Genomic DNA, 20,351 nt, shown 5'->3' on the forward strand with positions numbered 1-20,351 from the left:
TCCAGATGCACCACTACCGTAACTGCGCGGGGGACCCGCTTAAGAATTTGCGGTGTGAGCCGCTTTCTTTGCTTATCTTTCTTTGCGGCGGCAAAGAAAGTAAGTGCCTGCCCCGCACAGGGGCGAACACTAATAGACCACTAGCAATTCAAGAAAAGGCCAACACCCGAGACAAACAGACAACAAGAGCGCCGCGCAGGCAAAAAACCCAAAACCCCAAAACCAACCACACCCCCGCCGGAGGCACCCCCCCCCTCATCCTCTATCGAAAAAGCGACCCAAAACTTGCTAAATCGCGGCAGCGCTCGCAGCGCACTTCCCCCCTTACAAACCCATATCCCCCACAAAACCAAGCCCTGCAAGCCCCCACCCGTGCCAAACGGCCAATTGCTGCATCGCAGCACACCCCCAACTCCCCTTTGAGAAATTAATTTCCGCTTGCGAGACTCCGCGCCATGCCGGATGAGTCGGGCAGGCATAACCCGCCCCCATCCATGACATCCTCAATAAATCCTGGATGGAGACGCGCGTGTTCCTTTACGGCTTTGGCCCGGTGTTGCTGGCCGGCACGATCCAGACGATCGAGCTGTCCGTCCTGTCGCTGGCAGCCGCCGTGCTGCTCGGTCTCGCGGGCGCGGCGGCGAAACTCTCCTTCAACCGCCCGCTCAGGGCGATCGCAACCGGTTATACGACGCTGATCCGCTCAGTGCCCGACCTCGTGCTCATGCTGCTGCTGTTCTACAGCATCCAGATCGCCGTCAACAATCTCACCGACGCGCTCAATCTGCCGCAATTCGATATCGATCCCTTCGTGGCCGGCGTGCTGACGCTAGGCTTCATCTACGGCGCGTACTTCACCGAGACCTTTCGCGGCGCGTTTCTCGCGGTGCCGCGCGGCCAGCTCGAAGCGGGCAGTGCGTACGGCATGAGCGGCGCGCGCGTGTTCACGCGCATCCTGTTTCCGCAGATGATGCGCTTCGCGCTGCCCGGCATCGGCAATAACTGGCAAGTGCTGGTCAAGGCCACGGCACTGGTGTCGATCATCGGTCTCGCCGACGTCGTCAAGGCCGCTCAGGACGCCGGCAAGAGTACCTTCAACATGTTTTTCTTCATTCTGGTCGCCGCGCTGATTTATCTGGCGATCACCACCGCGTCGAATCTCGTGCTGATCTGGCTGGAAAAGCGCTATTCCATTGGCGTGCGCCACGCGGAACTCTAAGACCATGATCGACATTCTCAATCAATTCTGGCGCGCGTTCCTCTACTGGGACGGTCAGCGCATGTCCGGTCTGGCGGTCACGCTGTGGCTGCTGGTGGCGTCGATCGGAATCGGGTTTTTCGCGTCGATTCCGCTTGCGGTGGCGCGCGTATCGAAGAAGCGCTGGCTGTCGACGCCGGTGCGTCTCTATACCTACGTGTTTCGTGGCACGCCGTTGTACGTGCAACTGCTGCTGATCTACACCGGTATGTACAGCCTCGAATTCGTGCGCTCGCATCAGTTGCTCGACGCGTTTTTTCGCAGCGGCTTTCACTGCGCGATTCTCGCCTTCGCCCTGAATACCTGCGCATATACCACCGAAATTTTCGCCGGTGCGATCCGTTCGACCTCGCACGGCGAAGTGGAAGCGGCCCGTGCTTACGGGATGAGCGGGTTCACGATGTATCGTCGCATTGTGATACCGTCCGCGCTGCGCCGGGCGCTGCCGTTGTACAGTAACGAAGTGATCCTGATGCTGCATGCCACCACGGTTGCGTTCACGGCCACGGTGCCGGACGTCCTGAAAGTGGCGCGCGACGCGAATTCCGCCACGTATCAGTCGTTCGATGCGTTCGGCCTCGCGGCGCTGATTTACCTGGTGGTATCGTTCGCGCTGGTGGCCTTGTTCCGCCGCGCAGAGCGTCACTGGCTGGGTTACCTGGCGGTGCGCACGCACTGAGCAGGCAGGTTTCGATAGAGCGGCGCGACTGGCTTGCGCCGTCACCAGGACTGATCCGTATTTTCAAAGGGAGAGCATCTTGCTCCACACGACTCAAACCGAAGCTTGCAAGCTCGCCGTTCAGGACATCCACAAGCGCTACGGCGACAACGAAGTGCTCAAGGGCGTGTCGCTCAACGCGAACAAGGGCGACGTGATCAGCATCATCGGTGCGAGCGGGTCGGGTAAGAGCACCTTCCTGCGCTGCATCAATTTTCTGGAGCGGCCGAACGCGGGGCAGATCGTCGTCGACGGCGAAATGGTTAAAACCAAAGCCGACCGCGCGGGCAATCTGGAAGTGGCCGATCACAAGCAGTTGCAACGCATCCGCACGAAACTGGCAATGGTGTTCCAGCACTTCAACTTGTGGGCGCACATGAACGTGATCGAGAACATCGTCGAAGCGCCGATTCACGTGCTCGGCTTGTCGCGTCGCGAGGCCGAAGAACGTGCGCGTGAATATCTCGAGAAGGTGGGGCTCGCACCGCGTCTGGAAAAGCAGTATCCGTCGCATCTGTCAGGCGGTCAGCAGCAACGCGTCGCCATTGCGCGTGCGCTGGCCATGAACCCCGACGTGATGCTGTTCGACGAGCCTACCTCCGCGCTCGATCCCGAACTGGTGGGCGAAGTGCTGAAGGTCATGCAGAAGCTCGCCGAAGAAGGCCGTACGATGATCGTCGTCACGCACGAAATGGGTTTCGCGCGCAACGTATCGAACCATGTGATGTTCCTGCACCAGGGCCGCACCGAAGAAGAGGGCTTGCCTGCCGAAGTACTGAGCGCGCCGCGCAGCGAACGGCTCAAGCAGTTCCTGTCCGGCAGTCTGAAGTAACGCGCGGCTCGCGCTTTCGCGTCCTGCTCGCGTTTTACTCATAAGTGATGGCTCGTACGTCCAACCCGGCTCGCACCACGCAGGTCGCCATCGTCGCCTTGCCGCCGGTGTCGATGTCGGGCGTGGGGCCGATTGTCGACGCACTCAATCTCGCCAACGAAATCGACGGCCGGGCGCTGTACCGCGTGCAGGTGTGTTCGTGGGATGGCCGCGCGGTGCCCTTGTCGGGCGGTGCGCAATGGCCGGCCGATGCCGCTTTCGGCGACGCGATTTCGTGCGACTGGCTGATCATCGTCAGCGAACGGTTCCAGCAATTCGCCGACTACCGGCTGTTTCTGGCAAGTTTGTCGCGCGTCGGGCAGCGCACGCCGCTCGTCACGGGCATTCATCATGGTGTTTGGTGGCTCGCTATGGCGGGGCAGTTGTCGGGCTATCGCGTGAGCGTCAATTGGGAAACCTATCAGCAGTTCTCCGAGCAATTCGAGCGCTCGATCGTCACCCAGCAAATTTTCGAAATCGACCGTGATCGCGCCACCTGCGCGGGCGGTCAGGCAACCGTCGACTTCATGCTCGCCATGATCGGCCGCGATCACGGACCGGAATTGGCGGACCGGATTGCGGATACGCTCGGTGTCGGCGTGTTGCGCGCGGGCGAAGAACGTCAGCGTATTCCGTTCGTGACCGCGCCGGGCGAGCGCCATCCGCGTCTGAACGACGCGCTGATGCTGATGGAAGCAAATATCGAAGACCCGCTGACCACGGATGAAATCGCCGGGCTTGTCGGTGTGTCGCGGCGTCAGTTGGAACGCCTGTTTCGTCAGTATCTCGGCTCGATGCCGTCGAAATACTATCTTGGCCTGCGGCTTTCGAAAGCGCGTACGCAATTGCAGCGCACCAGCAAATCGGTGGTGCAGATCAGCCTTGCTTGCGGGTTTTCGTCGGCGGCGCATTTTTCGAATGCTTATCGCGAACGCTTTAATGTCACACCCCGCGAGGATCGTCGTAACTGGATCGACAAGCAGACAGGCGCAACGGGCGCCGCGGCCAGCGAGCCGCGGCCGGCCGCGTTGATCGAGCCGCCCGGCACGGCGGAATAGGCTAGTCGGACAAGTAAGCTGAACAAGCGGCGAAATGAACAGCCGAGCCGGTAAGTCAGCGAGGCAAGCAAGCCGACCAGGCGAAATAAACGGCCGGAAAGCGTGCTGTTTGCGGCCTGCCAGTGGCATGCCGCGCGACATATCCGCCGGAAGCCCATAGAAAGCGTCGCGTATGCGCAAGACGTATCGCGTTCGGTTTCCTACACTACGTGTATTACCTCTCACCTGTAACGAGGATTCGCCATGAACGACCTGACTGTGACACGCCAGACCTTCGACGAAGTGATGGTGCCGGTGTTTTCGCCCGCCGCCTTCGTGCCGGATCGCGGTCTCGGCTCACGTGTCTGGGATACGCAAGGCCGCGACTATATCGACTTCGCCGGCGGTATCGCCGTCACCGCGGTGGGTCACGCGCATCCCGAACTGCTGAAAGTCCTGCACGAGCAGGGCGGCAAGCTGTGGCACATCGGCAATGGCTATACCAATGAGCCGGTGCTGCGTCTCGCCAAACGTCTTGAAGACCTGACTTTCGCCGACCGCGCGTTCTTCGCCAACTCGGGCGCGGAAGCCAACGAAGCCGCGCTGAAGCTGGCGCGCCGCGTTGCGTTCGAGCGCCATGGCGCCGATAAGGTCGAAATCATTTCGTTCACGCAGTCGTTCCATGGCCGCACGTTCTTCACGGTGAGCGTCGGTGGCCAGCCGAAGTACTCGGAAGGTTTTGGCCCCGTGCCTGAGGGCATCACCCACCTGCCGTACAACGACATCGAAGCGGCGAAGAAGGCCATCGGCGCGCAAACCTGCGCGGTGATCGTCGAGCCGATTCAGGGCGAAGGCGGCGTGATCCCGGCCGATCCGGCGTTCCTGAAAGCATTGCGGGAAGCCTGCGATGAACACGGCGCACTGTTGATTTTTGACGAGGTACAAACGGGTGTGGGCCGCAGCGGCTATTTCTACGCATATCAGGACACTGGCGTGACGCCGGACATCCTGACCACCGCGAAGGCGCTCGGTAACGGTTTCCCGATCGGCGCGATGCTGACCACCAACGAACTGGCCGCGCACTTCAAGGTCGGCGTGCACGGCACGACCTACGGCGGCAATCCGCTGGGCGCGGCGATCGCGGAAAAGGTGGTCGAACTGATCAGCGATCCGAAGGTGCTCGAAGGTGTGCGTACGCGCAGCGAAGCATTGAAGGGCCAGCTCGCGAAACTCAACGAGCGCTTTGGTCTGTTCAAGGAAGTGCGCGGCAAGGGTCTGCTGATCGGTGCTGAATTGACCGACGCATTCAAGGGCCGCGCGAAAGATTTCGTCACGGCTGCGGGTCAGCACGGCGTAATCATGCTGATGGCGGGTCCGGACGTGCTGCGCTTCGTGCCGTCGCTGATCATGCCGCTCGACGATATGGATGAGGGCTTCGCGCGTCTGGCGAAAGCGATCGAAGAGATCGTCGGCGCCAAGACTGAAGCGGCGTCGAAGTGAACTGCGGCACGGCGCTAAAGCATTGAACCATGCGTCACATTCAACAGGAACGATGATGCTCTTCGTACGCCCCGGCCGCCTCGCCGATCTCGATGCGCTCGAACATATGGCGCGCACCGCGCAACCGGTGTTGCATTCGCTGCCGCACGACCGGCGCGCGCTCGAAGCGCGTGTCGCGTTGTCGGAAGACTCGTTTCGCGCGGACGTCGATTTTCCGGGCGAGGAGTTCTATCTGTTCGTGCTCGAGGATGCGGAGAGCGGCAAGTTGATGGGCACGGCGAGTATCGTCGCCGCGGCCGGTTATTCGGACCCGTTCTACGCGTTTCGCAATGACGCGCTGATTCATGCGTCGCGTGAACTGCACGTGAACCGCAAGATTCACGCGCTGACCATGTCGCATGAATTGACGGGCAAGAGCCGGCTGGCGGGTTTTTACATCGACCCGTCGCTGCGCGGCGATGCGGCCGCGCATCTGATGTCGCGGGCGCGGATGATGTATATCGCCGCGAATCGCAAGCGTTTCACGCCGGAGGTGTTCTCGCTGCTGCTCGGCGTGACTGACGACTCAGGCGTGTCGCCGTTCTGGGAAGCGGTGGGGCGCAAGTTCTTCGGCCGCAATTTTGCCGACATCGAAATCGAATCGGGCGGCCGCAGCCGCACCTTTATCGCCGAAGTGATGCCGACCTATCCGATCTACGTGCCCTTGCTGCCGGAAGCCGCGCAGCGCGTGCTCGGCGAGCCGGATTCGAAGGCGCTGCTCGCGTATGAGATTCACCTGGAAGAAGGCTTCGAGACGGACCGTTTCATCGATATTTTCGACGCCGGTCCGGTGCTGACCGCGCAGGTGGATCGCAGCGCCTGTGTGACGCGCAATGAAACGCGTGTAGTGCGCGAAGCCGGCGCGGCGGTCGACGGTTCGACGTATCTGATCGCGCATAACGGTGCGGACGGCGAGTTCCGCTGCGTGCTCGGTGACTTGTCAGGCGGTAAAGCAACGGGCGCGTCGTTGTCGCATGCGGCGCGCGCCGCACTCGGCGTGCAGGAGGGTGACGCGGTACGCTGCGTGCCACTGCATCAGCCGCATCAGGAAGCGTTGACGGGAGAGGCACAATGATCGTCGTTCGCGTTGTGCAACGAGGCGATGTGGATGCGCTCATGCGGCTCGCGCAGGAGACCGGTCCCGGTCTCACCACGTTCAAGCCGGATCGCGATGCGCTGGCTGCGCGCGTTGAACGTGCCCGCCGCACGATGGAAGACAAGGCCGAACCGCACGAAGCCGGTTACTTCTTCGTGATGGAAGACACCGACACCGGCGACGTGGCCGGCGTGTGCGGCATCGAAACTTCAGTTGGCCTGCAGCAGCCGTTCTACAACTATCGCGTGAGCACGGTCGTGCACGCGAGCCAGGACCTCGGCATCTGGACGCGCATGCGCGCGCTGAACATTTCGCATGACCTGACGGGTTACGCCGAAGTGTGTTCGCTGTTCCTGAGCCCGCGTTATCGCACGAGCGGTGTCGGTGGCTTGCTGTCGCGTTCGCGTTTCATGTTTCTCGCGCAGTTTCGTGAGCGCTTTCCGCAGCGTTTGTGCGCGGAATTGCGCGGCCATTTCGATGCGGAAGGCACCTCGCCGTTCTGGCGCGCGGTCGGCTCGCATTTCTACCAGATCGATTTCAACGCGGCGGACTATCTGAGTTCGCATGGCCGCAAGGCGTTTCTCGCCGAGCTGATGCCGCGTTATCCGGTGTATGTCGAACTGTTGCCGGAAGAAGCGCAGGAATGCGTAGGCCTCACGCATAACGACACGATTCCGGCGCGCCGCATGCTCGAATCGGAAGGGCTGCGCTACGAGAATCATGTCGATATCTTCGATGCGGGCCCGGTGCTCGAATGCCATATCGCCGACTTGCGCACCGTGCGCGAAAGCGTGGTGGTGCCGGTCGAGATCGCCGACGTGCCGGCAGGCGCGCCGCAGGATGCACCGCGTTCGATGGTATCGAACACGTCGCTGGGCGATTTCCGCGTCGGCGTGGTCGCGGGCGTACCGCAAGACGGCGTATTCCGCATGAGCGCCGCCGAGGCGGCCGCACTCGACGTCAAGGCAGGCGACCCGGTTCGGGTGCTGCCGCTGAAACACAAACAAGGATGATCATGAGCGAGCTTTTCATCGACGGCGAATGGGCCGCCGGCACAGGACCCGCATTCGCGTCGCGCAACCCGGGTACGGGCGCGACGGTGTGGGAAGGCAACAGCGCCTCGACGGACGACGTCGATCATGCCGTACGCAGCGCCCGCCGTGCGTTCGCGGCGTGGTCGGCCTTGAGCCTCGACGAACGTTGTGGCGTGGTGCGCCGCTTCGCCGCGCTTGTGACGGAACGCAAGGAAGCGCTCGCCGAAGCGATCGGCCGCGAGACCGGCAAACCGCTGTGGGAAGCGCGTACCGAAGCAGCCTCGATGGCAGCGAAGGTCGAGATTTCGATTCAGTCATACAACGAACGTACCGGTGAAAAGCGTTCGCCGATGGCCGACGGCACCGCCGTGCTGCGGCATCGTCCGCATGGCGTGGTCGCGGTGTTCGGGCCGTATAACTTCCCGGGGCATTTGCCGAACGGGCATATCGTGCCGGCGCTGATCGCGGGGAACGCGGTGGTGTTCAAGCCGTCCGAGCTCGCGCCGGGCGTGGCTGCACTTACCGTGCAGATCTGGCGCGATGCGGGCTTGCCCGCTGGCGTGCTGAATCTGGTGCAGGGGGAGAAAGAGACGGGTATTGCACTCGCCAACCATCGTCAGATAGACGGCTTGTTCTTCACGGGTAGTTCGGATACCGGAACATTGCTGCACAAGCAGTTCGGCGGCCGTCCGGAGATCGTTCTCGCGCTGGAAATGGGCGGCAACAATCCGCTCGTGATCGGACCCGTGGCCGATATCGACGCTGCGGTGCATCACACGATCCAGTCGGCGTTTCTGTCGGCAGGGCAGCGTTGCACGTGCGCGCGCCGTATTTTCGTACCGAACGACGCGTTCGGTGACCGTTTTGTAACGCGCCTGACCGAAGTGACGTCGCGCATCAGCGTCGGCGAATACAACGCCGATCCGCAGCCGTTCATGGGCGCGGTGATCTCGGCGCGTGCGGCTTCACGTCTGGTCGCGGCGCAGGAGCGTCTGCTGGCCGATGGCGCGAAGGCGCTCCTGAAAATGGAACAGCGCGATCTGAAACTCGGCTTCGTCACGCCCGCGATTCTCGACGTGACCGCTGTGAAGAATCTGCCGGACGAAGAGCATTTCGGGCCGCTGGCGCAGATCGTTCGCTACGGCACGTTCGACGAAGCGCTCGACAAAGCCAACGACACCGAGTTCGGCCTCTCCGCCGGCCTGCTCGCGGACGACGAAACCCTGTGGACGCATTTCCAGCGCACCATTCGCGCGGGCATCGTCAACTGGAACCGGCCGACCAACGGGGCGTCGTCGGGCGCACCGTTCGGTGGTCCGGGGCGTTCGGGCAATCACCGGCCGAGCGCGTTCTATGCTGCCGACTACTGCGCCTATCCGATGGCGTCCGTCGAAAGCGCGCAACTGCACATGCCCGCGAGCGTCTCGCCGGGTCTTCAATTCTAAGGATCGACGATGCAAGCCACTGAAGCCAATTTCGACGGTCTCGTCGGCCCGACTCACAACTACGCGGGACTCTCGTTCGGCAACGTCGCCTCGCAGAACAACGAGAAGTCGATTGCGAATCCGAAGGCGGCCGCGAAGCAGGGCCTGCGCAAGATGAAGCAGTTGGCCGACCTCGGCTTTCATCAGGGCGTGTTGCCGCCGCAGGAGCGTCCGTCGATGCGCCTGTTGCGCGAACTCGGTTTTTCCGGCGACGACGCGACGGTGATCGCACGCGTCGCGAAAGACGCGCCCGAGCTGCTGGCCGCGGCGAGTTCGGCTTCGGCGATGTGGACCGCGAATGCGGCGACGGTCAGTCCTTCCGCCGACACGCACGACGGCCGCGTGCATTTCACGCCGGCCAATCTGTGCAGCAAACTGCATCGCGCGATCGAGCATGAATCGACGCGCCGTACCTTGCGCGCGATTTTCAGCGACGCGGATCGTTTCGCGGTGCATGAAGCGCTGCCCGGCACGCCTGCACTCGGCGACGAAGGCGCGGCGAACCACACGCGCTTTTGCTCGGAATACGGCACACGTGGCGTCGAATTCTTCGTGTACGGACGCAGCGAATATCGCCGTGGACCGGAGCCGAAGCGTTTTCCCGCGCGTCAGACGTTCGAGGCGAGCCGCGCGGTCGCACATCGTCACGGTCTGCAAGAAGCGGCCACGGTGTACGCGCAGCAGAACCCCGACGTGATCGACGCGGGCGTGTTCCATAACGACGTGATCGCGGTCGGCAATCGCAATACGCTGTTCTGCCATCAACTCGCGTTTGTCGAACAGAACGCGGTGTACGACGAACTGCGCACGAAGCTCTCCGGGCTGAAGGCCGAGTTCAACGTGATCGAAGTGCCCGACGCGCAGGTGAGCGTGTCCGACGCGGTCACGTCGTACCTGTTCAACAGCCAGTTGCTGACGCGCCCGGACGGCAAGCAGGTACTGGTGGTGCCGCAGGAATGCCGCGAGAACGAGCGCGTGGGTGCCTATCTGGACGATCTGACCTCGCACACAGGTCCGATCGACGACGTGCTCGTGTTCGATCTGCGTGAAAGCATGAAGAACGGCGGCGGCCCGGCGTGTCTGCGTCTGCGGGTGGTGTTGAACGATGCGGAGCGCGCGGCGGTGACGTCTGGCGTGTGGATCAACGACACGCTGTTCGGCCGCCTCGATACGTGGATCGAAAAGCATTATCGCGATCGTCTCGCACCGTCCGATCTGACCGATCCGCAATTGCTCGCCGAGTCGCGCACCGCGCTCGATGAACTGACGCAGATTCTCGGTCTGGGTTCGCTGTATGACTTCCAGCGCTGAGCACGGCATGCCGGTTCCGATGCTCGACGATTTCCTTGCCTGGACGTTGGCGGGGACGCGGCCAGGCGCGCAGGAAGCGCAGGGTGTGTGCGCGAACGGCGGCGTGCGCTGGTCATGGCTCGACGAAGGTGTTCTGCAACTCGAGCCTGTGGCGCTGGAGAAGGGCGCGCGCAGCGTGCTCGCTTCCGCCGGCGTGCATGGCGACGAGACCGCGCCGATCGAACTGCTGTCGTATCTCGTGCGCGATATCGCGCAAGGCCGCGCTGCGCTGACTTGCCGCCTGCTGGTGATTCTCGGCAACGTCGACGCCATGCGCGACGCGTGCCGCTATCGCGACGACGATCTGAACCGCCTCTTTAGCGGACGTCACGAGCAGTTGCCGCATAGCCACGAAGCGCCGCGCGCGGCCGCATTGGAGCGTGCCGCAACGCAGTTCTTTGCCGCGGCGCCACAGGGGCAGGGCGAGGAGCCGGGCGCCCGTTGGCACGTCGACATGCATACGGCGATCCGTCCGTCGGCTTTCGAGCAATTCGCCTTGTTGCCCCACACCGGCAAGCCGTTTTCGCGCGCCATGTTCGAGTGGCTCGGTGAAGCACGCATCAGCGCGGTTCTGCTTCATACCACCAAGGGCAACACGTACTCGCACTTCACCGCGCAGGCCTGTGGTGCCGAGGCCTGTACGCTCGAACTCGGCAAGGTCCGCCCGTTCGGTCAGAACGATCTGACGCGTTTCGCCGGCGCGGACGAAGCACTGCGTCATCTGCTGGCCGGTACAGAGAACGGCAACGTGTCCCCGGCCATGCCGCGCGTGTTCACCGTGATCGACCAGCTCACCAAGCAGAGCGACGCGTTCGAATTGCTGGTCGCCGCAGATGTGCCGAACTTCACGCCCTTCGTGAAGAACACCGTGCTCGCGCGCGATGGCGACTATCGCTACACCGTACGTCACGATGAGGAACGCCTCGTGTTTCCGAACGCAACCGTCAAGCCGGGCTTGCGCGCGGGTTTGCTGGTGGTCGAGACGACGCAGGACACGCTCTCCAAGCTGGTTTAGCCGCACGCCGGTTCCCTGCCTTTACACCTCGCCGCTTGCCTAAGCGCGACACGAATTTTGCACCTTCGCTGTGCATCTGCCTGGTGTCGCGTGAAAGGCGCTCTTTCCCATGCCCGCCAGGCGGGCTTTGCGGAGCCTGTACAATCCCGCCCTCGCGGCTGTTGCGCTGCACCACACTGGCCGCACGAGTTTGAATCGCATTTTTGGCGCGGCAATCATGCTGGCCAGCATTCGGCTCCGTTTTATTCAATACCGTAGAGGAACACCCGTAATGAAGATGAATTGGCGAAACATGGCCGCGCTCGCGCTGTTCGCGACGGCAACGGTAACGGCCGGCACCACGACGGCGGCGGCCGCATCGGCGGCGGATATCAAGGAAGTGCGTTTTGGCGTTGAGGCGTCGTACGCGCCGTTCGAATCGAAGTCGTCGTCGGGCGAACTGCAAGGTTTCGATATCGACATCGGCAATGCCGTGTGTGCGAAGCTGAAGGCGAAGTGCGTGTGGGTCGAGAATTCGTTCGACGGTCTGATTCCGGCATTGGAAGCGCGCAAGTTCAACGCGATCAACTCGGACATGACGATCACGGAACAGCGCCGCCAGGCCATCGACTTTACTGATCCGATCTACACGATCCCGAATCAGATGATCGCGAAGAAGGGCAGCGGTCTGCTGCCCACACCGGCCTCGCTCAAGGGTAAGCACGTCGGCGTGCTGCAAGGCACGATTCAGGAAACGTATGCGAAGGCGCGCTGGGCGCCGGCGGGCGTCGACGTCGTGCCATATCAGACGCAGGACCAGATCTACGCCGACCTGGCATCGGGCCGTCTGGATGCTGCATTCCAGGACGCAGAAGCCGCTTCGAAAGGCTTCCTGAAGAAACCGCAGGGCGCGGGCTTTGAATTCGCCGGCCCGGCCGTCTCTGATGAGAAGCTGCTCGGCGCGGGCGTGGGCTACGGCGTTCGCAAGGGTGACAAGGCCTTGAAGGACGCGTTGAACCAGGCGCTCAAGGAACTGAAGGCCGACGGCACGATCGACCGCTTCGCCGCGAAGTACTTCGACGTGAAGGTCGTGTTGAAGTAAGACGCAGCGCGCCTTGGGCGTGCGAGTCAGGTTGGGTGACATGCAAACGGCCGCTGATCGCGGCCGTTTGCATTGGGGGTGGCGCTTGAAGCGGGGTCTGCCTCATGTGCGCCTGGCGCATTGCTTCGTGCGTTTCATGCGCGTTGTGCGCACGGCACGATGACAGTCGGTCAGCGAACGTTGGCTTCGGGCTGATCGAGATAGTCGAACACCACTTCACCGAGTCCGAGCGTCAGGTCGGCGATCAGATGCCGTGCCTCGACGATTTCGAGCACCGGCAATTCCGCGACCGGCGCCAGCGCATGGTGTGCCAGGTCGAGCGCGGCGGGGCCCGTCCATGCGCCTTTGAGCGTGATGTCCTGCAGGTAGTAGCGCACCAGTTCGCAAATGCGCGGCGTGCCGTCTACGTGTGGAATCACCTTCAGCAGGAAGTTCGGCGTCTCCAGACGCTTCTGTTGCTGCGCGAGATCCAGTTGCCGGTGTTTGTAGCCCATCGTGCCGGTAGCGATGCGGATAGGGCCGTAATCGAGCGTGCCGACGAGTGTGTCCGTGTGTACTTCGAGCACCGGCTTGGCAAGCTTCTTCGGAAAGCCCCACAATTCGCGGCCGCCGGCGATTGGCGGATGGTCGTCCAGATACATGGCCAGCGTGTAGCCGCCCGCCACACCGTTGTACGACACCGGGATCACCTGGCCGCTTTCCGTGTAGTCGCCGAAACCGGTCGAATCCGGCATGCGAATGAATTCGTAATGCACCAGCGGCTCGCCGATCTGGAGCGGTTCGGGCACCACGGCGCGCAGTTTATCCGGATCAGTGCGGTAGGTGATGATCAGGAATTCCCGGTCAATGAAACGATACGGACCCATCGGAAACGCCGGGCTCGTGATCGGCATCGCGAAGGCATTTGACAGCACGCTTTTGACGTCCATGATTTTCCTTGGTGGTTAAAGGCGGGTAGGGCAGTGGTGGAACGCTTTTGCACTGCACAAGAGTATCGTCGATTCTCTCCAGGCTTTCAGCGAAGCGGGCCGCCAATTATTTCGAGATATTGCGGCGTTGACATGTCCGCGCGCAGCGGCCTGAGCTAAAATCGCCGGGCGCACCGCATGCGCAAAGGGCCTCGGGCCTGGGATGCGCGCGATGATTAGTGCAGCAAAAACCAAAATACAGCAGGAAGCGCCAGGCGGCGCTTAGCGGGGGACCGGAATGACCACCATCGCAATCGAGAATCCGAGCCGGACGGGGGCTACGGACGATGCGCAACTGAATGCAAGCTTCGCACGCCAGCCGATTCTGAATCGGGACGGCATGCTGTGCGGCTATGAGATTAAAGTGCGCGCGCCGGCTTTGCCTGCGAGCGCCGAACCCGACGCAGCCCCGGCCGCGGGGCGCACGACTGATTCGACTGCGGATGCTGACGCCTTGCCGGGCCGCGCGCCCGATCCCGCGCAGCAGGTGGTGCGGGCCATTGTGCGTGGCCTGAGCCAGAGCAATGTACGCGGCGCGCTCACCGGGCATCCGGCTTACATCGACGTAAGCCGCGACATGTTGTTCGACGACTCGATCCAGCATCTGCCGGCGGATCGTTTCATGTTCGAACTGGCGCCTTCGATCGAAGTCGACGACGAACTGGTCGCACGGATCGTTGAATTGCACGGCCGGCGTTATCGCTTCGTGCTCGACGAGGTGACGCAGCCCAACGAGACGTTCGCCAAGCTGCTGCCGTACGCGGAAGTCGTCAAGATCAATTTCACGCGTGCGCCTCGCGTGTTGTTGCCCAAGCTGACGAGTGTGCTCAAGTCCGCTGGCAAGCTGTTGATCGCACTGGGCATCGACGATCAGGCCGATTTCGAAACGGCGCATGAACTCGGCTTCGACCGTTTTCAGGGTTACTTCTTTGCCCGTCCGCAGACTTCGATGACACGGCGTGTCAGCGCACCGCGCCACGCATTGCTGAACCTGCTGCAACTGCTGGCGGGCGAGCCGACTGTCGCGCAACTCGAAGCCGAACTGAAGCTCAATCCGGTGCTGGTAATGCATCTGATGAAGCTCGCCAATTCGAGCGGCCTCGCCGTGGGCCACAAGGTCAGCACGCTACGCGAAGCGATCAACGCGACCGGTACCAACCGCATCGCCCGCTGGACGCAATTGCTGCTCTATGCGGACGGCCGCAAGGTCGCGCTGGAAGACGACCCTTTGCTGCAACTCGCGGCGACCCGCGCGCGTTTCATGGAACTGGCGATCGAGCGTCTGCCCGACGTCGGGCGCGACGAGGCCGATGCGGCGTTTCTGACCGGCGTGTTTTCGTTTGTCGACGCGGTGTTTGGTGGCTCGCTCGAAAGCACGCTGAATGTGCTGACGCTATCGCGGCCGATTCAGGCGGGTATCCTGCACCGGCAAGGCGTGCTGGGGTTGCTGCTGACGGTGGTTGAAGCGCTTGAACGCGGCGCGTGGGATGAGATCGATACCCTGTGTGCGCGCCTGCAGCCGCTGACGACGGAAGAGGTCGCGCTGCTCGGCCTGGCGGCAGGGGCGTGGGCCGGGACCGCGGATCGGAGTGCCGAGGGGCTGGAGCGGATCGAGGATTGAGGGGAAGGGTTGAGGTTTGAATCAGAGGCCGGCATGTTGCGCATGCCGGCCTTTGCACATCGGGCATTCATTCACCAAGATGCACGACTGAGAAGTACGACTGAGAAGCACGACTTAGGGCAAATACAAAACTGGTGAGCGTGAAGCACCGTGATCAACGATCACGCCACGTCTTCACGTCATCTCCATTTCCTGCATCTGCCCCAGGCCAAAAAAACGTCCTAACTCCTTGGCCAGTTCATTCAACGCGCTCATTTCCTTCTGCGATATTCGGCGTGGCTCCTGCGTATGAGACCAGTCGCCATAGAGCAGCGCCACCGTCTGATCGGTTTCGTCGACGACCGGCAGCAGCACGAAGGCGCGGGCGTCGTCGAACGAACGGCGGAACCATTCCGGTAATCGCGCGACCATTTTCGGGTCGCGGGCATTTTCGATGAAAATGCCGACCGAGTTCGCGATCGCGAGATGGAACACGTCGGGCTCGAACGCGGTGTTGAACGAGAGCTTCGGCAATGCCGCATCGATCTTCGGACCGAGCCCGAGGCGCGCCTTGAAGGTGCCGTTGCTGTGCTTGACGAACACCACCGTGCGCGCAAAGCCGAGCGCCGCCAGCACGGTTTCCGCGGCCAGTGCGAGGGCCGGCGCGAGCGCGCTGCCGTCGGGCAGGCCGCGCAGATCGCCCACCCCCGCCGCGATGCGTGCTTCCGGATTGAGCGCCTCGCGCGCGATGGCGTCCGCATTGGCGCGCAGTTCGACGATCTCGCGCATCACGCCGTCGCCGCCTTCTTCACGGGCGAGCGCGATGCTCATCTCGTGCAACACGTCCGGATCGGTATTCAGTGCGTGACTGTATTCGCGCGCCAGTTCGGCGATGCGTTCTTCGCGCGCCCAGTCCGGCATGTTCTGCTGGGTCAGCACGTCGGCGACCGCCGTCGAATAGTTGGTGATGGCGCGCAGCCACTGCACCTGGCGCGGCTGCTCGACATCCAGCGGATCGAACTCGCCCATGCCGGAGCGGATCATGTCCGGCAGGCGCCAGCGTACCGCCGCTTCGGCGCCGATTTCGTCGAACGTGACGCCGAGCACCAGCACGCAGGCATCGGTTTCGAGCGTGCCGTCTTCGATATGCCGGCGGATCTGATCCCATTCGGCGTCGAGATAGAACACCACCAGCAGCTTGCCGATCTGCCGCATCAGCGTGCAGACCACGGCCTCTTCGCCGGCACGCAGATCGCCGCGCTCGGTCAGCTTGCGCGCCACGCAGCCCGACAGCAGCGTGCGGTTCAATTCGAGTTTCGCGTCGATGCGGCGCGGCGCGCTGTGATGAAAGTGATCGACGATTTTCAGGCCGACCACCAGATGGCCGACCGCGTCCATGCCGAGCACCATCAGCGCGCGCGACACGGTGGTGATGTTGCCGCCGAACGCCATGTACATGGCCGAGTTGGCCAGGCGCAGCACTTTTTGCGTCAACGCGAAATCCGACAACACGACCTGCACGAGGCCGGTGAAGTCGAGGTCGTCGTTGTTCATCGCCGCCATGGTGGTGCGCAGCGATTGCGACAGCATGGGGAAATCGCCGCGCTCGCTCATTCGCGTCCAGAGCCGGTCGAGCACCGCCGCCTTTACCATGTGAGTCCCGCCAAAGCCATACATGTTCCAATGAGTGCCACACCGGCGCGAGGCCGGCATCTTCCACTGCGCACGAGGTTTGCCCGTATCGTCATGCGGTGTGCAGATGAAGCGTGCGCGCTTCGAAACGCAGTGCGAGTTCGTCGGAGGGCAACGCCTTGCAGACGAGCCATCCCTGAATATGGTCGCAGCCCATCTCGGTGAGCAGGGTGCGCTGTGCTTCCGTTTCGACGCCCTCGGCAACCAGTTCGAGATCGAGCGTTTGTGCGAGCCCGACGACCGCGCTAACGATTGCCTGATCGTTCCGGGAGGTTAGCAGATTCTCGACAAAACTCCTGTCGATCTTGAGCTTGGCCAGGGGGAACCGTTGCAGGTACGCCAGGCTGGAATAGCCGGTGCCGAAATCGTCGACGGCGAAGCGGATGCCCATCGCCGTCAGTTCTTCGAGCAACCCTTTGGCATGCGCCGGGTCGTGCATCAGCAGGCTTTCGGTGATCTCGAACACGAGGCGGCGCGGGTCGATGCCCGTCAACTCGATCGCTTCGCGCACGCTGTCCTTGAAACGCGGATCGCGGAACTGCTGCGGCGACACGTTGACCGCGACGTATTGCAACGAGATGCCCCGCGCGTCCCACTGGATCAACTGCATGCAGGCCACTTTCAACACCCAGTTGCCGAGGAAGTTGATCAGACCGATCGATTCCGCGAGCGGAATGAACATCGACGGCGGAACGAGGCCGTGCACGGGATGCAACCAGCGGATCAACGCTTCGACGCCGACCACGCCATGCGTGCGGCTGCTCGTGATCGGCTGGAAGTGCAGCGAGAACTCGCCGTTGCGCACGCCGTCGTAGAGGTCGGCCTCCAGCTTCAGGCGCTCGGCATCGGCGGGATTGTCGTCCGGTACGTAAAAGGCGAGCGTATTGCCGCCGGCCGCCTTGGCCTGCAGCAGCGCATGGTCGGCCCAGCGCAGCAGGTGGGTGTCGTGCGCGGCATTGTCGTTGGCGTGGCGCACGTCGGGGTAGAGCGCGATGCCGATGCTGGCCGACAGATGCACCTGCTGGCCGTTGAAGACGTACGGCTGCTGGATCGCGGTCAACAGGCGGCGCGCCAGCACTTCTGCCGCGGCGGCCGCGTCGGTGCGGCTCGCGGCAGGCTTCACGAGGATCGCGAACTCGTCGCTGGCGACCCGCGCCACCGTCTCGCTCGGGCTCGTCATGTTCAATAGACGCCGCGCGGTGTCGCGCAGCATCTCGTCGCCGGCATCGTAGCCGAGCGCGCGGTTGACGCGCTGATAGTCGTCGAGATCCAGCAGCAACAGCGCGGCCGGCGTGCCGTGCGCGTCGGCTTGCCGTTGCGCGTCGAGCACCGCGGGGATCAGCGCCGGCTGATTGGCCAGGTTGGTCAGGCGGTCCAGATGCAGCGCCTGGGTCAGGCGTTCCTCGGTGGCGCGCCAGGCCGACACGTCGAAGCCGGCGATCGCATAGCCGTCGATGCCGTCGTGGCTGCTGCGCACCACCCGCAGCTCGACGGTAATCGGGTAGGTCAGCGACTTGATGAGACCGAGCGTGGCCTTCTCGACGTTGCCCGTCGCGGTGGCGCGCGTCAGCAGCGCGTCGAGGCGCGGCACGTCGGCGGGCGCCACGAGATCGTGCAGCGTAATGGTCTCGAGATATTCGCGGTGATAGCCGATGAAGCGCAGGCTGGCGTCGGACACATAGAGGAAGCGCAGGCCCTCATCGATGTGCGCCAGCAGATCCACGGCGCCGACCACCTGTTCCAGTTGAGCCGTGCGGCTGGCGTCGGCCTGTGGTTTGCCCTGGGCATGCCGGCCGAACGCACGAAACCGGTCGATGACCGTGCGCAAGGAGCCCCGGCGGGGCGCGGTGATCCTGTTCGCTTCCATGTTTATCGCTGGCAACCTGTGTTCGTCTGCAGGCGGGGCGGCTCACTGTCCGCCGTGTCCGGGCGGTTGAGGGGTATCAGGCCGCCCCATCAGAACGAGATAACGACCCGCTGCGGGAAATCTTTAGTGCCTGCTGTAAAAAACACATGGTAAGGACGCGGCGGCGTGGCCCGGCGGCGTCGCGCGGGCGATTCAGTTAAAGTGCATTGGCTTCGTATCCGTTAATACGTCAAACCTGCTGTGCAGTGCCGGCGATGACGCCGCTGCGTAGCTTTCCGAACACTTGCACCGATGATCCATGTCTGAACGCCACTTTGTCAGGGCCACCCCCCGGCACGTCGAGGTGCTCGAGCAAGGTGCCGACGACGCCCAGCCGGCGTCCGCGGCACAGTTCGTCTATCTGGGCCGCCAGCCGATTCTCGATCGCGACGGCGCGCTCCATGCTTACGAATTATTGTTCCGGGCCGGCGCGCATAACTATGCCGAGGTCAGCGACGACGCTCAGGCGACGGCGCAGGTCGTGGCCCGCGCGATCGGCGGGATTGGTGTGGCGGCCGTGCTGGGGCAGCACCGCGGCTTTGTCAATATCGACCGCGCGTTGCTTTTTAACGACATCGTCCACCTGATGCCGCCCGAGCGTTTCGTGCTCGAGGTCCTCGAAACCGTCAAGTTCGACGCGCATCTGGCCCGCCGGCTGACCGAATTGCGCCGCGCCGGCTTCCAGGTGGCGCTCGACGACGTCAGCGAACTGTCGGACGAACTGCTCGCCGCGCTGCCGCACGCCGATATCGTCAAGATCGACTTCCTGCTGACCGAGCGATCCGCGCTTGCCAAACTGGCGTCGACGGTCCGCAGCCATGGCAAGACACTGATCGCGGAGAAGGTCGAGACGCGCGAAGACTTTATGCTGGCGCGCGAGCTCGGCTTCGATCTGTTCCAGGGATACTTCTTCGCGCGACCGCAGGTGCTGGCCGCGCCGCGCAACCGCTCGCTGCGTCCCGGTCTGCTGCGTTTGCTGGCGCTGCTGTCGCGCGATGGCGGGATTGTCGAGCTCGAAGCGGAGCTCAAGCTGAATCCGGGCGTGGTGGTGCAACTGCTGCGCCTCGTCAATTCGAGCGCATTCGGGCTGGGGCGCAATATCGCCTCGTTGCGCGAGGCCATCATCGCCACCGGCACGCGGCAGATTGCGCGCTGGGCGCAATTGCTGCTGTACGCGGACAGCGGCGAGTTGCCGTGGCGCGCCGATCCGCTCGTGCAACTGGCCGGCACGCGCTCGCGTTTCATGGAACTGGCCGCAGCGTGGCTGCGCCCGGCAGATGACGACTTTGCCGATGCCGCGTTCATGACCGGTATTTTTTCTCTGGTCCACGTGGTGATCGGCAGCACGCCGGCGGCTGTCCTCGAGAAACTCGGCCTTGCTCCGCAGATTCGCGAAGCGATCGTCACGCGCGGCGGCGCGCTCGGCACCTTGTTGCGGATTGCCGAAGCGGCCGGCGAGGGCGCCGATGCCGCGGCGATCGCCGCCGGACCCGATGCGCCGCCCGGCTTCGGGGCGCTTACCCCCGACGTGCTGGCGGAGCTGAACCTGTCCGCTGCGGCGTGGTTCGGCGCGCATATCGAAGAAGCCGCCTGATGCGTCCATCGAGCAGATTCTGACGTACCTCGTCTGTACGTGTTCCAATAGCGTATTGGGGTTGCCGGGGTCCGGCCGGACGTCGTGACCTTCGGCTCATTGCACTTA

At 63.1% G+C, this 20,351-nt stretch carries 16 protein-coding genes; 13 read left to right on the forward strand and 3 right to left on the reverse strand.

Features of this window, described 5'->3' with window-relative positions; translation table 11 throughout:
* Positions 1-529: 529 nt before the first annotated feature.
* The 11 genes from PQQ95_RS14150 (at position 530) to PQQ95_RS14200 (ending at position 12,483) form a co-directional block, all read left to right on the forward strand.
* Complete coding sequence (locus PQQ95_RS14150) at positions 530-1,219, forward strand: ABC transporter permease (RefSeq protein WP_012432581.1); 690 nt, start codon at positions 530-532, stop codon at positions 1,217-1,219.
* A 4-nt stretch (positions 1,220-1,223) separates the two neighbouring features.
* Positions 1,224-1,937 (forward strand): ABC transporter permease, encoded by a 714-nt coding sequence (locus tag PQQ95_RS14155; protein ID WP_408438009.1) that lies wholly within the window; start codon positions 1,224-1,226, stop codon positions 1,935-1,937.
* A 79-nt stretch (positions 1,938-2,016) separates the two neighbouring features.
* Entirely contained in the window at positions 2,017-2,808 is a 792-nt protein-coding gene (locus tag PQQ95_RS14160; RefSeq protein WP_408438010.1) for an ABC transporter ATP-binding protein, read from the forward strand.
* Positions 2,809-2,855: 47 nt separating this feature from the next.
* A complete protein-coding gene (locus PQQ95_RS14165) occupies positions 2,856-3,905 on the forward strand; it encodes a GlxA family transcriptional regulator (RefSeq protein ID WP_408438011.1) in 1,050 nt (349 codons plus the stop codon).
* Positions 3,906-4,148: 243 nt separating this feature from the next.
* Complete coding sequence (locus tag PQQ95_RS14170) at positions 4,149-5,384, forward strand: aspartate aminotransferase family protein (protein ID WP_408438012.1); 1,236 nt, start codon at positions 4,149-4,151, stop codon at positions 5,382-5,384.
* A 55-nt stretch (positions 5,385-5,439) separates the two neighbouring features.
* Complete coding sequence (gene aruF / locus PQQ95_RS14175) at positions 5,440-6,498, forward strand: arginine/ornithine succinyltransferase subunit alpha (RefSeq protein WP_408438219.1); 1,059 nt, start codon at positions 5,440-5,442, stop codon at positions 6,496-6,498.
* Entirely contained in the window at positions 6,495-7,532 is a 1,038-nt protein-coding gene (gene astA, locus PQQ95_RS14180; RefSeq protein WP_408438013.1) for an arginine N-succinyltransferase, read from the forward strand. Before aruF ends, astA begins: the two co-directional genes overlap by 4 nt.
* Before the next feature lie 2 nt (positions 7,533-7,534).
* Complete coding sequence (gene astD / locus PQQ95_RS14185) at positions 7,535-8,998, forward strand: succinylglutamate-semialdehyde dehydrogenase (protein WP_408438014.1); 1,464 nt, start codon at positions 7,535-7,537, stop codon at positions 8,996-8,998.
* A gap of 9 nt (positions 8,999-9,007) precedes the next feature.
* Positions 9,008-10,348, forward strand: a complete 1,341-nt coding sequence (gene astB, locus PQQ95_RS14190) for an N-succinylarginine dihydrolase (RefSeq protein WP_408438015.1) — start codon at positions 9,008-9,010, stop codon at positions 10,346-10,348.
* On the forward strand, positions 10,332-11,402 hold the full coding sequence (gene astE / locus PQQ95_RS14195) for a succinylglutamate desuccinylase (RefSeq protein ID WP_408438016.1): 1,071 nt from the start codon (positions 10,332-10,334) through the stop codon (positions 11,400-11,402). The genes astB and astE overlap by 17 nt, the downstream gene beginning before the upstream one ends.
* A 271-nt stretch (positions 11,403-11,673) precedes the next feature.
* Positions 11,674-12,483: an ABC transporter substrate-binding protein gene (locus tag PQQ95_RS14200; protein ID WP_408438017.1), complete on the forward strand. Its 810-nt coding sequence runs from the start codon at positions 11,674-11,676 to the stop codon at positions 12,481-12,483.
* Positions 12,484-12,653: 170 nt separating this feature from the next.
* Here the strand turns inward: PQQ95_RS14200 and PQQ95_RS14205 are convergent, their stop codons facing one another.
* Entirely contained in the window at positions 12,654-13,412 is a 759-nt protein-coding gene (locus tag PQQ95_RS14205) for an acetoacetate decarboxylase (protein ID WP_408438018.1), read from the reverse strand.
* A 277-nt stretch (positions 13,413-13,689) separates the two neighbouring features.
* Here PQQ95_RS14205 and PQQ95_RS14210 point away from each other — a divergent pair, with 277 nt between their 5' ends.
* Positions 13,690-15,072 carry an EAL and HDOD domain-containing protein gene (locus PQQ95_RS14210; RefSeq protein ID WP_408438019.1) on the forward strand — a complete coding sequence of 461 codons (1,383 nt, stop codon included), beginning with the start codon at positions 13,690-13,692 and terminating at the stop codon, positions 15,070-15,072.
* A 174-nt stretch (positions 15,073-15,246) separates the two neighbouring features.
* Here PQQ95_RS14210 and PQQ95_RS14215 read toward each other — a convergent pair whose 3' ends face one another.
* The gene (locus PQQ95_RS14215; protein WP_408438020.1) at positions 15,247-16,704 is read right to left on the reverse strand and encodes an HDOD domain-containing protein; all 1,458 of its coding nucleotides are present in this window, start codon (positions 16,702-16,704) and stop codon (positions 15,247-15,249) included.
* A gap of 91 nt (positions 16,705-16,795) precedes the next feature.
* A complete protein-coding gene (locus tag PQQ95_RS14220; protein ID WP_408438021.1) occupies positions 16,796-18,610 on the reverse strand; it encodes a putative bifunctional diguanylate cyclase/phosphodiesterase in 1,815 nt (604 codons plus the stop codon).
* Between the two features lie 298 nt (positions 18,611-18,908).
* Here PQQ95_RS14220 and PQQ95_RS14225 point away from each other — a divergent pair, with 298 nt between their 5' ends.
* A complete protein-coding gene (locus tag PQQ95_RS14225; RefSeq protein WP_408438022.1) occupies positions 18,909-20,243 on the forward strand; it encodes an EAL and HDOD domain-containing protein in 1,335 nt (444 codons plus the stop codon).
* The last annotated feature ends 108 nt before the right edge of the window (positions 20,244-20,351 follow it).

The sequence above is a fragment of the Paraburkholderia caffeinilytica genome (assembly GCF_046030355.1).
Classification (GTDB): Bacteria; Pseudomonadota; Gammaproteobacteria; order Burkholderiales; family Burkholderiaceae; genus Paraburkholderia; species Paraburkholderia caffeinilytica_B.

What these genes read in the sequence shown, in the direction of transcription:
- PQQ95_RS14200 (WP_408438017.1), top strand. Translation starts at nt 11,674, where the DNA reads ATGAAGATGAATTGGCGAAACATGGCCGCGCTCGCGCTGTTCGCGACG.
- PQQ95_RS14215 (WP_408438020.1), bottom strand. Translation starts at nt 16,704, where the DNA reads ATGGTAAAGGCGGCGGTGCTCGACCGGCTCTGGACGCGAATGAGCGAG.
- PQQ95_RS14165 (WP_408438011.1), top strand. Translation starts at nt 2,856, where the DNA reads ATGGCTCGTACGTCCAACCCGGCTCGCACCACGCAGGTCGCCATCGTC.
- astD (WP_408438014.1), top strand. Translation starts at nt 7,535, where the DNA reads ATGAGCGAGCTTTTCATCGACGGCGAATGGGCCGCCGGCACAGGACCC.
- aruF (WP_408438219.1), top strand. Translation starts at nt 5,440, where the DNA reads ATGCTCTTCGTACGCCCCGGCCGCCTCGCCGATCTCGATGCGCTCGAA.
- PQQ95_RS14205 (WP_408438018.1), bottom strand. Translation starts at nt 13,412, where the DNA reads ATGGACGTCAAAAGCGTGCTGTCAAATGCCTTCGCGATGCCGATCACG.
- PQQ95_RS14225 (WP_408438022.1), top strand. Translation starts at nt 18,909, where the DNA reads ATGTCTGAACGCCACTTTGTCAGGGCCACCCCCCGGCACGTCGAGGTG.
- PQQ95_RS14220 (WP_408438021.1), bottom strand. Translation starts at nt 18,610, where the DNA reads ATGGAAGCGAACAGGATCACCGCGCCCCGCCGGGGCTCCTTGCGCACG.
- PQQ95_RS14170 (WP_408438012.1), top strand. Translation starts at nt 4,149, where the DNA reads ATGAACGACCTGACTGTGACACGCCAGACCTTCGACGAAGTGATGGTG.
- astA (WP_408438013.1), top strand. Translation starts at nt 6,495, where the DNA reads ATGATCGTCGTTCGCGTTGTGCAACGAGGCGATGTGGATGCGCTCATG.
- astB (WP_408438015.1), top strand. Translation starts at nt 9,008, where the DNA reads ATGCAAGCCACTGAAGCCAATTTCGACGGTCTCGTCGGCCCGACTCAC.
- PQQ95_RS14210 (WP_408438019.1), top strand. Translation starts at nt 13,690, where the DNA reads ATGACCACCATCGCAATCGAGAATCCGAGCCGGACGGGGGCTACGGAC.
- astE (WP_408438016.1), top strand. Translation starts at nt 10,332, where the DNA reads ATGACTTCCAGCGCTGAGCACGGCATGCCGGTTCCGATGCTCGACGAT.
- PQQ95_RS14155 (WP_408438009.1), top strand. Translation starts at nt 1,224, where the DNA reads ATGATCGACATTCTCAATCAATTCTGGCGCGCGTTCCTCTACTGGGAC.